The organism is Virgibacillus sp. MSJ-26 (genome assembly GCF_018918075.1).
Classification (GTDB): Bacteria; Bacillota; Bacilli; order Bacillales; family Amphibacillaceae; genus MSJ-26.
The window spans coordinates 36,597-49,184 of record NZ_JAHLPW010000014.1 but is presented as its reverse complement, the minus strand read 5'-3'; the positions used below and the strand labels follow the sequence as shown (position 1 = coordinate 49,184).

The 12,588-nt window shown below is 34.7% G+C and carries 14 protein-coding genes; 12 read left to right on the top strand and 2 right to left on the bottom strand.

Annotated elements, in window-relative coordinates:
• The first annotated feature begins 55 nt into the window (after positions 1–55).
• The 4 genes from KQI49_RS13405 to KQI49_RS13390 all read left to right on the top strand — a co-directional run bounded on the left by KQI49_RS13405 (position 56) and on the right by KQI49_RS13390 (position 2,947).
• Positions 56–421: a DUF779 domain-containing protein gene (locus KQI49_RS13405; RefSeq protein WP_216489668.1), complete on the top strand. Its 366-nt coding sequence runs from the start codon at positions 56–58 to the stop codon at positions 419–421.
• Between the two features lie 303 nt (positions 422–724).
• Positions 725–1,762, top strand: a complete 1,038-nt coding sequence (locus tag KQI49_RS13400; RefSeq protein WP_216489667.1) for a hypothetical protein — start codon at positions 725–727, stop codon at positions 1,760–1,762.
• 150 nt (positions 1,763–1,912) lie between these two features.
• Positions 1,913–2,362 (top strand): hypothetical protein, encoded by a 450-nt coding sequence (locus tag KQI49_RS13395; RefSeq protein ID WP_216489666.1) that lies wholly within the window; start codon positions 1,913–1,915, stop codon positions 2,360–2,362.
• A gap of 144 nt (positions 2,363–2,506) precedes the next feature.
• A complete protein-coding gene (locus KQI49_RS13390; protein WP_216489665.1) occupies positions 2,507–2,947 on the top strand; it encodes an IDEAL domain-containing protein in 441 nt (146 codons plus the stop codon).
• 120 nt (positions 2,948–3,067) lie between these two features.
• Here KQI49_RS13390 and KQI49_RS13385 read toward each other — a convergent pair whose 3' ends face one another.
• Together KQI49_RS13385 and KQI49_RS13380 are read right to left on the bottom strand one after the other, a co-directional pair.
• Entirely contained in the window at positions 3,068–5,086 is a 2,019-nt protein-coding gene (locus KQI49_RS13385; protein ID WP_216489664.1) for a penicillin-binding transpeptidase domain-containing protein, read from the bottom strand.
• 94 nt (positions 5,087–5,180) lie between these two features.
• Positions 5,181–6,125, bottom strand: coding sequence for an LCP family glycopolymer transferase (locus KQI49_RS13380; RefSeq protein ID WP_216489663.1), 945 nt, complete (start codon positions 6,123–6,125; stop codon positions 5,181–5,183).
• Positions 6,126–6,584: 459 nt separating this feature from the next.
• On the opposite strand from KQI49_RS13380, the gene KQI49_RS13375 reads away from it, so the two are divergent.
• From KQI49_RS13375 to nagB, 8 genes are all read left to right on the top strand, one after another.
• Positions 6,585–7,025, top strand: coding sequence for a hypothetical protein (locus KQI49_RS13375; protein WP_216489662.1), 441 nt, complete (start codon positions 6,585–6,587; stop codon positions 7,023–7,025).
• A gap of 36 nt (positions 7,026–7,061) precedes the next feature.
• Positions 7,062–7,838 (top strand): hypothetical protein, encoded by a 777-nt coding sequence (locus tag KQI49_RS13370; RefSeq protein WP_216489661.1) that lies wholly within the window; start codon positions 7,062–7,064, stop codon positions 7,836–7,838.
• Between the two features lie 55 nt (positions 7,839–7,893).
• On the top strand, positions 7,894–8,529 hold the full coding sequence (locus tag KQI49_RS13365) for a hypothetical protein (RefSeq protein WP_216489660.1): 636 nt from the start codon (positions 7,894–7,896) through the stop codon (positions 8,527–8,529).
• Between the two features lie 38 nt (positions 8,530–8,567).
• Entirely contained in the window at positions 8,568–9,083 is a 516-nt protein-coding gene (gene lepB, locus KQI49_RS13360; RefSeq protein WP_216489659.1) for a signal peptidase I, read from the top strand.
• Positions 9,084–9,548: 465 nt separating this feature from the next.
• On the top strand, positions 9,549–9,878 hold the full coding sequence (locus KQI49_RS13355; RefSeq protein ID WP_216489658.1) for a helix-turn-helix domain-containing protein: 330 nt from the start codon (positions 9,549–9,551) through the stop codon (positions 9,876–9,878).
• A gap of 252 nt (positions 9,879–10,130) precedes the next feature.
• Positions 10,131–10,295 carry a hypothetical protein gene (locus KQI49_RS13350; protein WP_216489657.1) on the top strand — a complete coding sequence of 55 codons (165 nt, stop codon included), beginning with the start codon at positions 10,131–10,133 and terminating at the stop codon, positions 10,293–10,295.
• A gap of 233 nt (positions 10,296–10,528) precedes the next feature.
• Entirely contained in the window at positions 10,529–11,710 is a 1,182-nt protein-coding gene (gene nagA, locus KQI49_RS13345) for an N-acetylglucosamine-6-phosphate deacetylase (RefSeq protein ID WP_216489656.1), read from the top strand.
• A complete protein-coding gene (gene nagB / locus KQI49_RS13340; protein WP_216489655.1) occupies positions 11,710–12,438 on the top strand; it encodes a glucosamine-6-phosphate deaminase in 729 nt (242 codons plus the stop codon). Before nagA ends, nagB begins: the two co-directional genes overlap by 1 nt.
• Positions 12,439–12,588: the final 150 nt, after the last annotated feature.

Sequence of the window (12,588 nt, the reverse complement as noted above, 5' to 3'; positions counted from 1 at the left end):
TTAAGTCCACTCATGTAATGGGTTGATTTTATATCTGTATAGAAAGGGTGTAAATATGGTAAAGCGTGTAACTGCAACTAAAGAAGCACTTGAATTGATTGAGCATTTGCAGGAACTACACGGCGATTTAATGTTTCATCAATCAGGTGGATGTTGTGATGGCAGTTCACCCATGTGTTTTGAACGTGGTGAATTCAGGGTAGGTGATTCAGACGTAAAACTTGGTGAAATAGGGGACACTCCGTTCTATATGGCAAGAGATCAATATGACTATTGGAAACATACCCAACTTATTATTGATGTGATTGAGGGGCGAGGAGGGATGTTCTCTTTGGAAGGGCCTGAAGGAAAACGGTTTTTAACGCGTTCCCGAGTTTTTACTGAAGACGAAAAGAATCAACTAGCTAACACACCATCATAAAATAATGAGATTGGGACATACGTTAACAATCCGAACAATGAGCAGCCTATAATAAAAGTCATTGTTCGGGTTGTTTTTTATCACTTTATATTAGCAGTAAACAACGTAGTACGTTTTGTTGCTCCAGTTTCTTCACTTTTTAATAACTTCTACTGTAAATCAAAAGTAATGGTTTGTTTCATGAATATAACAACTATTGGTATACTATATATAAGAAAAGAAGTCACAATTAAGTTGTGGTCACCATAATCTATTAGAAACCGAATTGTATCTAATTTTACTATGTAAAAAGGATGTGTCTATGTGTCCCAGTTGAATTATTATGTCACAGGCAATACAGCAGAAGGATTTATTAACTATTTAAATGAGAACCTTCAAGGTATTGAAAAGATTGTCGTTTTAAAACATCAATCAAATAAAATCAAAACAAAAGTTATTAGGAATTTAATGAATCATTTTGATGAAAACATAACCATAGAAGCATTGTTAAGTTCTTTGGGAGATGATTATTTAGACGGAATCATAGTCAGAGAAAAATCCCTTGCAATCATTTCTGATAGAATATCGTTTCCTGATCTAAATTCCATTGAGCTTGACTTAACTAACTATTTACACGAGTCTTCCAATCAAGATGTAAAAAAAGCTAAAAAGACTTTCAAATCTCTCACTGAAGAATCCTATGATCAATTTGCACAAGGATTGAAAATACATGACGAGCTGGAATCAATTTACGTTAATGAAATGAATTTTGAGCGTGCAGATGAGATAGCAAATGAATTTATATACGATTTATTTACTGATATAAACAAGAAAGAAAATACATCTACAATTTATAAACGATTATTTGGAACGAATACACCTGAAGGGGCAGTAAATATTGTTCCAGAACTTCTCTCAACGATTAATCATGCTTACTTTATCAAAGGTCGGGCCGGAACAGGTAAATCAACTTTTATGAAAAAAGTTCTCGCAGTTTGTAAGGATTTAGGTTTTGATATCGAAGTTTACCATTGTAGTTTTGATCCTAAAAGTATTGATATGGTTCTTGTCCGAGAACTGAGTTTTTGTATTTTCGACAGTACCGATCCCCATGAGTTTTTCCCAGAAAAAGAGGGACATAAGGTGATTGACATGTATGAAGAAACAGTCACTCCTGGAACAGATGAGAAATATGCAGATAAAATTGCATCTGTGACGTCCCACTATAAGTCATACATGAAAAAAGGGATTGCCCTATTAAAAGAAGCAGACCAATCTCTCGAAAAAATTGAGGGTAAATATGAATTGACAAAAGAGATGGAAGGCAAAATAGTGAATGAAGTGTTAAGACAGATATCTTAGGTAGTCGCCTCAAAACGATGGCGACTCCTTAACACTCACTTCAACTAAAATTTTTCCCAAGTAACAGTAGTTGATACACTTGTCATTTTTCGATTTTTATTGTATCATTATTTAACTGAAAATTTAGATATATTAAAGGAGGTGGAATAAATGATAACTGTCAAGATGCTTAAACCTTACTATATTAAAGCTAACGCTCAGCATGTTCGCGTTGTATTAGCTTACCAGTATTTCTCTGTCGTGATCAATCAAGACGTTTACCAATTCATACCGGTTGAAGCCAAGGAGATACGACTTAATCGAACCAATAAAAAAATCGAAAACATCAACGCCCGTTTTGCGTTTCAAAAAGGTAAGAAGATTGTTTATATGTCTATGACTGAACTCATTTCACTTCCCGATTTTATAGACCAACTCCATTCTATTGCTGAGCCTTATTTCAAAGATGATGCCGATTCTTTAAATGAGGAACAGGAGGCACTGATTAACGAGTTGGAAATGTTAAATTTAAAACGATTAATTGATAAAGCTCTGGATCACCGTGACTATAAAACGTTACATGAACTATATCCACTTTTACCTAAACATTATAATTCTTAGTGCAGAAGCATATCTTTGGTATGCTTCTTTTTACATAAATAAGTTTTAAAGGTTTAAAAGTAAAATATTAAGGGTATTAAAACTTATATCACAAGATATTATAAATTATCGGACGGATAAATGATATATCGGGAGGTAACTGGATTGGTAACTCTAAAAATATTAAGACCTTATCATATAAAAGTAAATGAAAAATATGTACATTTAAGGTTGGAAGATCAATTTTTCACTATTTATCTTAATGGAGAAGAATATCAATTTATACCGATCGAAGCTAAGGAAATTAGAGTGGACAGGGAAACGAAGAAAATTGATAATGTCGATGCTAAATTTGCATTTCAAAAAGGAGAAGATGTTGTCTATATTTCAATGGCAAAATTAATATACCATCCCGATTTTCTTAATCAAGTGTATCGGATTGCTAAACCGTATTATTATAAAGACTTCCAAGATACTTTGATTGATAAAAGCGAGGTGGACTTGATTATTGATGAATTAGAGCATGAAAATAAAAAACGACTCATTGATAAGGCTCTAGATGAGCGTGATGAGGAATTATTTTATAAATTATTGGAGACACTTTGATTATTGACATCATATAACAAAAAAATTAATCCGAACAAGAAGTCGAATTGATAGCGAATCGAAACTTGTTGGGATTAATTTTGTGTAGATAGTTGAATTTAACAGTAAGCCCTCTAGCAGTTATTTAATTTCAATTAAAGCATCTGTTACCTTCTCAGCTGTATAACTGCTTCCGCCTCTATCCTCTGTTTTTTCAATCATCATGGCAATGAGGATATCCTGATCATCAGTCGGATAGCCGACAAACCATCCGTTTTCTTCACCTTTACTATCAGAACTTAATTTCAGTTCAGCTGTACCTGTTTTGCCTGAAATAGGGAATTCAGCTTTCTGTGCTTTTTTAGCCGTTCCTTTTGTGACGACCTCTCTTAATATATCTTGCATAAGCTCTGCTTCTTCTGAAGAGATAATCTCTTTTTTCCAAATTTGGCCATCATCTTCATCAAGCAACAAAGTCGGTTTAAGTAGTTTGCCATCATTCAAGATAGGTGTATAGGCTAAAGCTAAGTGTAAAGAGCTCAGTTGAATTTCACCTTGTCCATAACTTGTGTTTGCAAGTAATACTTCGTTGTCAATTTTGTCTTCAGACGAAATGGTTGATTTTGAGATTGGATATTCAAATGGTAAATCTTCGCCTATCCCAAACTCTTTCAAGCCTTTCGTATAGGATTTTGCTCCCATTTCAACAGCTTTCATTGCAAAATAAATATTATCTGAACGGATTAATGCATCTTTTAAATCAACTGGTCCACTACTTTCAGAAACACGGCGAACTTTATAGTCTCCCCAACCCTTTCCGTTACTCCATGTTAAACCGTTAATCTCCACACCTTCGTCAGGTTTGATGGCTCCATCTTTGAGTCCAATCATGGCCGAAATTGGTTTCATGACCGAACCTGGAGCATAAGTTGCATTAAAACGGTTAATTAGAGGTGTTTTGGGATCCTCTTCAAGATTTGCCCACATATTTTCATTAGTACTATATAGTAATTCATTAGGGTCAAAGGACGGACTGCTTACAAGCGCCAGTGTTTCACCTGTCTTAGGGTCGATAGCAGCTGCTGTGCCAGCATCACCATCATAAGTGTCATATATTTTTTCTTGGATATTAACATCAATTGTTAATTGAATGTTTTTCCCATTTTTCACTTCTTTTTCGGCTAAGACAATATCGTCCTTATCTTCTTTTTTAATAATAATTTTTACTCCAGCTTCCCCTCGTAGTTGTTTCTCAAACAATTGCTCGAGGCCTCGCTTACCTATGGAATCATTTGCTGTATAAATGCCAGGTTCACTTTCTTCAAGTTCTTCTGCATTAATCTGCCCGACGTATCCAACAAGATGAGCTGCCGCTTTACCTAAGGGATATACTCTTCCTGTTGATTCATTACCCTGAACACCCTCAATAGCTCCAAGTTGCTCAAGGAGGCTCGTATTAGAAGGGAGCACTGTTGCTAACGGTACAAAAAGATCTGGTTCTACCCAGTTTGCATTTAACTTGGCATCGATATCTTCAACCGACATGTTAAGCAGACTAGCAAGTTCTTTTTTACCATCTTCCGCATTATCTCCCATTTTTTCTGGAACAATGCCGATTTCTCGTACAGTATCATTTAAAGCTAATGGCATTTTATTGCGATCTAAGATCTCACCACGAGCAGAAGGTGTTGTTTCTAATCCAATATCTCCACCGTCAGCCAATTCAGGGAAGATAAACCCAGGATTCCAATCGACAAACCAGGTTTCTTCATCGTCATTCTTCTCTTCTTTAACTAATTCTGCTTCTTTTGTAAAAGAGATAGGCCCAGCTACACTTGTCATTTCAGCTTTGAATTTTATTTGAGCCGTTCCATTTTTATTAGCCTTTTTTATGTCATCATCTGAAAGTTCATCAAAGGTAATATTTAATTCAGAAATTGCCAGATCTTCATATATTTTTTCATAGCGATCGACAAATTTTTCCTTTGGGAAGTCCTGTTGTGAATCTGAAGAAACCATCTCGTACATTTTGCCGAAGTTTTCTTCATTCCATTCTTGCGTGAATACGCTGAATTGCTCATTTGGTGTTACATCGTTAGATGAGCAAGCAGTCATGAATGCAAAAAATAAGAGCGGTATTAATAATAAACTTTTTTTCATACGTAACCCCCACCATCAAACTATCTTTTAATCTATTATAACATTATACATTAGCATAAATCTGCATACCAATTATAATTATAAAAAATAGTGGTTATTTTGCATTCATATGTTTGTTGAATTCTGTAGTGATTCGATTAAATTCTTCATCTGATACAATATAGTACCAAATACCGCCAATTCTTTTACCAGAACCATTTAATTCTAAAGTTTTGATATTTTGTCTAGTGCCTCGATATGACGAGAAAAGCTGCCGTACATTTTGCGGGCTTATGTTTGTTTGTACATTTCCACCAAGAATAGTTAATAATTCCCCAACTTTTATCACATTTGAAAAGCTGGCAGCTTCATCCATTGCTGCTTTGATTACATCACGTTGGCGTTCGTTTCGCCCAATATCGCCGCGGGGATCTTGTTTTCGCATGCGAATATACTCTAATGCCTCAGCTCCATTCAGGTGTAAATTTCCTTCATTAAATTGATGGCCATCTTGAGAAAAAGCTTGCCTATTATGAACCGTGATCCCACCTAGTGTATCAATGCCATCTTTAAATCCTTCCATGTTAATCCGGGTATAAAAGTGCATATGTAGATCAAACACGTCTTCCACCGTCTGCACTGAAAGAGGTACACCTCCATAAGCGTATGCATGATTAATTTTATCCATGCCATGCTCCGGAATGTTTACATACGTATCTCGTGGAATGCTTAGCATCATAGCTGAATTTGTTTTAGGATTAAGCGACATTAAAATCATTGTATCAGATCTGCCCTTATCACCTGACCGTTCATCTACTCCAAGTAACAGAATGTTAATGGATTGATTATTGTTGAAAAGGGAAGCCAATGCTTTTTGACGATTAAGGCTTTGATCCCTATCTAAAGGACTATGCATCGCGTCAAATGTACCGCTAATTTTGTTCCACATAAAAAAGAGAGATGCGCCTCCAATGATTACAAGAACAATAACAGTGCTTAAGACCCACTTGAATCCCTTTCTTTTTTTATGCTTGTGTCTTTGTTCTGTTCTGGTTGTCATGTTAATTTCTCCTTCATGGTTATTACGAGATAAAACGGGCTGTAAAAAGTCTTATATTATAGTCTAATCTTATTTAATCAAATTACTCTTATAAGCGTAGAATTTTAATCATTTGTGAATTAAAATGAGAGTCAGTTTAAATTAAATAGAAAAGGTCATATATTAAAGAAATTAAAAATAGTTAAAAAATTAAGATAGAAAGAGTTTTCGTCAGATATTTGGAGGGAATCGTTCTTTATATAGAACAAATGACGGTTTTCACTGTTTTTCAAAATATATTAAATTGCTTATAATTCTATTAGTGTGTTCGTTATATAGTACTAAAAACATAGTCAATAAGTTCAGTTTACAGGTTAGGGGGCGAATTTATGATTAATAAGAGTTTGTTAAAACGAACGAAAGATTCAATTAAAATCCTACTTTTATTTCAAAACATTTAAAGCTGAAGGTGGGTTGATGATGTTATCTCAAATGAAAAAAATACTAACTGCCTTACTTATAGGTTGCATAGTATTAGCGATTTCATCTATTCCTATCTCAGGAATAACTAAGGGTGAACATCCGAACTTATACATATATTTTAATACCCAAATTAAGGATAAATCCTTTAACCTATCAGAACGATTCTCCATCTTAGAAAACCCTTCATCGATTGATTATAATCTTAATTTAAATTTTGTGGACTTAGTTTTAAGAGACTTTGCTCTTTTAACTAATAAGCAAACAGAACAACATATTATAAACCACCAAAAACACTACCAAAAAATTTTAGAATCTACAAAAGAATCATTAATAGAATCATTTAAATTTAATGTGGATGAAAAAAGAGAAACAGAAAAAATTCAAAAGGAAATTGAGGAAGACGCAGCAGAATTTTTAGAGGGTATATTGACTGAATAATCTAAAAATAATTAAATTGAAGGGGAGAATATATTAATGAAAAAGAAATCGTTGAAGAATAAAATTATTGCAGGAACCGTTGCTGTTGGATTAATATCAGGAACTGGATTTGCATTTGCAAACACGGACGCTGGAGAAGCATTAAAAGATTGGTATGACGGCATGTTTAATCAAGCGGTTGCAGATTCTGAAGGAGAAGTGGACGAGTATGTTGAAGGTTTAATACCCGGTTTAAATGATGAATTGGAGGGGCTGAAAGATGATGCAACTACTTCCATTTTTGACACAAGGGATGCTGAGACGGATAGTTCATTAAGTGAAATTGAGAAAGCGAAACAAGCACATTTAGAGGCGCTTACTGCAGAACACGGTGAAATTTTAGGATACATGGAACAACAGTTCTTCGATGTTTATATGGATAATTGGCTTGAAATGCAAGACATGGCTAGTGAAGCTGCTGCCAATGCAGGTTCAGAACTTGAGAGTCTAACAGGTGAAAAAGGTGAAGAGTCACTTCAGCATGTAACTACTGAATTAACATCAGCAAAAGATGGTGCCGTACAAGCACTTGAAGATGAAATTGAAAAAGCTAAGAAAGAGCTAGCTGAAGGTCTTGATTTCCATTCGGATAAACTAACAAATAACTTAACTAAGGAAATTGATTTTGCTGTTGACGCAGTAAGAGAAACTGTCACAAATCTTAAAGTAGAGCTTGTTGAAGAGCAGCAAACAATTATTACTGCTAAAGCACAAGAACTTGAAGAGGATGCAAAAAATAGTCTGGATGATGTCGTTTCGGGTATTAACGAGTAAATAATTAGGGTCTCCATCACGGAGACCCTAATCATGATAAGTTGGAGGGAATACCGTGAAAAGCAGAAGAGAGACTCATAAGAGAAAAAAACTGCCCTTTAAAAAAATACTCATTGGAACTGTTCTTTTAATCGCGTTAATTGGCAGCAGTGTATCGGTTGTGTTTGCCGATCAAGATATTGAATCGTTATTATCAAATTGGTTTCATGAAAACCAAGTAGAGGCCGTAGATGAACTAGAAAAGTCAGTAAAAAAAGAAAAGGACGTGCAAACAAAACGATTAAAGGAAGAGTTACAATCAGAAGTAGAAAAGGCAGAAGAGGAATTGGCACAATTTACCGAACATCAGAAAGACAAAGTTTCATCCGAATTAAAGAAGCATGTAGACAATTTAATTAATTCATCCAATATTAATGACGCAGAAAAAAGAGAAGACATCGAAGCATCTTTAAATAAAATATTAACAGAAGCTAAAGAAAAAATGAATGCGATTGATATTGAACTCTATGAAGAAGCATCCAACGAAACTCAGATAAAAGAAGAACCTAAAGAAGATGAAAAGGATATCGAAGAGTCCAATAAAGATGACGATAACTTGAGAAATAATGAAGGAAATAATAACGAAGAAGCACCTGAAAAGAATAACGATAAAGAAGAGGAACAGCCGCCTGTAGATGAAAAAGAAGGCTAAGAAAAGTAAATTTCTATTGGTTTCGAAATAGTTGGGAAGTGATTGGGATAGAAGATGAGAAATCTACTCAGAAAGAACAAAGAAATTCAATAATCAGCTGGATAAAATTCATACTTATTTTAGTTGGAATATTTCTTATTTTTCGGTTTGTGATTGGTATCACCGTTATAAATGGTCAATCCATGTCGCCAACTTTCAGCAATAATAATGTTATAATGACGACCAATTTATTTTACTCACCAGAGAAAGGTGATATCATTTTGTATCGCGACGAAAACGGTTTTGACGTGATTAAGAGAGTTATTGCAACAGAAAATGATCATGTAGAAATCAAGGACGGCGTAACTAAAGTGAATGGGAAACCGTTACAGGAAGAATATAAAACAGGTGTATCACAAGATATGTCTAAAGTAGTAGTGGATGAGAATAGTTATTTTGTTCTTGGGGATAACCGATCCCCAGGTGAAAGTCTAGATAGTAGAAATGAGTCTGTAGGAACAATAGCTAAAGCTGATATTAAAGGTAGATACTTATTTAAACTTTATCCATTCTAATCTAAAATTCCAAATTGAGGTTGCGACATGATTAACTATAAACTCTAATTTCTTGCTATTTCGAAACGAGAAATTAGTCATGTCACAGCCTTTTTCTTATGTTTATTATTTTAACGGCTTCCCAAAAGAATTCTCCCATACTCAAGGAATGTGAAGGACGATAGCTCAACGAGTAGGTGGGACGTGAATATCGGTTGGCTTTGGCCAAAACTTCTTCCATATAGTGTGATAGGAACATAGATTCAGCAAAGGTGGGGTTTGTGCTCGTTCCAGCGCTACGGAAAAATACTGGCTTTCCATGGAGAATGCTTCATCCTTCCCACTTGCATGGAACTAAAGTGACTATGAGTTAGGTCATTTTTTATTTTTAACAAATTATTAAAAATATTAGTCTTAAAGTCACGCCTCTAATAGAACTTTCCACCTAGTTTATGCTATAATGCATGATGAAAGTAGGTGAAAAGCTTGATTGGAGATAAGATTAAACGATTACGGCTCGACAAAGGGATGTCATTATCAGAACTAGCAGACAAGGCCAAGGTTGCTAAGTCATACTTAAGCTCAATCGAGAGAAACCTTCAAGTTAACCCATCGCTACAATTTCTTAAAAAAATAGGACATGTGTTAGAAATAAGCGTGAACGAATTAATAAACGATGAAAAATCAGAGTTAGATCAAGACTGGATTCAAATTGTGAGAGAAGCAATGAACTCGGGAATTTCAAAACAACAGTTTAAAGAGTATTTGGAATTTAATAAATGGAGAAATAAACAAAAAGAAAAGATATCCATTTAAGCCGTTAAGCTCAGCTTACGGTTTATTTTTTTGATATTATAAGCGGTAATCCCACTTTCATGATGTTTACATATGATGAATGAAAGGTATTAACCTAAACGCTAGTGGCACCCCCCCCTTTTCTTATTCAATAAGTAAGTGAAAAATAGATCGCTGTTTTAGGTGTTTTCCGTAAAATGTTGGTAAAAAATAGTTTGATAGATTATGATTTAATTGTTAGTGTGTGATTTCTATTATAAGGAGAAGATAGAAATGAAAGAACAAGAACAATACAAGACTTTGTTGAAAAAAGTCATTGAAGCTACTGAAAATAATAAAATTAATACATCCGAAGAATTAATTCAAACTTTAGTTTATGAACTAAAAAATAATAGCAAACAAGTTGGAAAAGCACCATCGCAATCCTTTGCTCAATAACCTGTCAAGATATAAAATTTGCCCTTTTAAACATTCTTTTGCTTTAACTTTTACTTGCCTTTATATAGTGATTTATTTCACTTTTATATACTTAAGCGTATAATAATAATGAGGCTAGTTAAAAATAGAAAACTATGTTACAGATTGAGCAAAAAAAGACTTTTTGAACGTAAAATACTAAGAAGTCCTGTAAGATATTTTATAAAATTATAGGTTGAAAGGATTGTGTGAAATTGAATAAAGCTAATACTTTATACATTAAACATGTGAATGTTTTTATGGAAGATAATGTCGTTAAAAATGGTCATGTACTTATTGAAGATGGGATAATAAAAGAAGTTTATAAAGAAGTCGAGCAACCGGAAAGCTATCCTGCTCGCTTTAAAATAATTGAAGGGAATCAGATGAATCTTATTCCTGGGTTTATAGACGGACATATTCATGGGGCAGCTGGAGCAGACGTCATGGATGCAACTGAAGAAGCATTGGATACGATGGCAGGAGTGCTGCCTGAGGAAGGAACGACAAGCTTTCTAGCAACAACGATTACTCAGTCACCTGAAAATATAGAAAAAGCATTAAAAAATGTTGCTAATTATGAAGGAAAAGAGGGACATGCTGAGGTGCTTGGCATTCACCTTGAAGGTCCATTTATAGAAAAAAGTAAGAAAGGTGCACAGCCGGAACAGTATATTTTAGAACCTAACTTTGAAATTTTTAATAAATGGCAAACCTTATCCGGAAACAAAATTAAAACTATAACGATGGCGCCAGAGCATGATAAAGACGGATCATTCATTGAAGCTCTTGCAGAATCAGGAGTCAATGTCTCCGCAGGACATACTGATCTTGACTTTGAAGGACTCAAAAAGGCTGTATCTCACGGTGTTCGTCAATTGACACATCTGTGCAATGCCATGAATGGGATTCATCACCGGGAAATTGGAGCTGTTGGTGGTGCTTTTGAAATTAAAGAATTAAGAGCAGAACTTATCGCTGATGGGATTCATGTGGTCCCTGAAATGATGCAGCTTATCCATCGTAACATGGGTAGTGAGCGATTGATTTTGATAACGGATGCCATGCGGGCTAAATGCCTACCGCCAGGAGACTATGAATTAGGTGGCCAACCTGTTGTAGTTACTGAGGATCGTGCAGAACTTGAGAATGGATCACTAGCAGGAAGTATTCTTAAGTTAATTAATGGAGCAAAACAAATGCTGAAGTTAAAACAGGTCTCTATTCGCGATATTGTCGAAATGGCCTCTGTAAATCCAGCAAAACAATTAAATGTTATTGATAGGAAAGGTAGCATCGCACGGGGAAAAGATGCTGATTTATTGTTAGTTGATGACGAATTAAATATTCAGTACACAATTTGTCGTGGCGAAATTGCTTTTGAGGGGGAAGAATAATGAATGTTGTTAAAGTGAAAAATTATGATGAGATGAGTGAAAAAGCATGCGAGTTGATCATTAGTAAGCTAAAGGGGAATGAAAAACCAGTACTAGGTTTAGCTACAGGCTCAACTCCTGAAGGCTTTTATGATCGACTTATTGAAGCCTATGAGCAAGGAAACATAACATTTGAAAATATAACAACCTTTAATCTTGATGAATATGTTGGTTTAGCGAAAGACGATCCACAGAGCTATCATTATTACATGTACAATCGTTTATTCAAGCATATAGATCTCAAAGAAGAAAATGCACATTTACCAAAGGGGGATGCTGAAAATTTAAAGGAAGAATGCGAGAGGTACGAGCAATTGATTAAAGCGGCAGGCGGAGTTGATATACAACTTCTAGGTCTTGGTACGAACGGACACATCGCTTTTAACGAACCAGGTACGTCCTTTGAAAGCAGAACACAGGTGGTTAATTTAACAGAGTCAACCATTGAAGCTAACTCAAGATTCTTTGAAAACAAAGACGATGTTCCAACAGAAGCAGTGACAATGGGCATTGGTAGTATTTTGGAAAGTGATGAAATTGTCATGCTTGTTTCAGGAGAAAATAAATCAGAGGCTCTAGCTCAAATAATCAATGGGGAAATAACAGAAGATAATCCCGCGACTGTACTTCAAAAACATAAAAATGTTACAATTATTGCAGATGAAGCTGCTTTAAGAAAAGTGAAATAATTCTTTTTACATTTTAAGAATAAGAGGTTGGGACAAAACTAAGTGGCAATTTTAAATGAGTGCTATTCGCTTCGAAAAAACTACGCTACTTTTAAAAGTGTGTATTTATAGAAATATATTTTAAAACGGCCACTTTTATATTAACTAAAA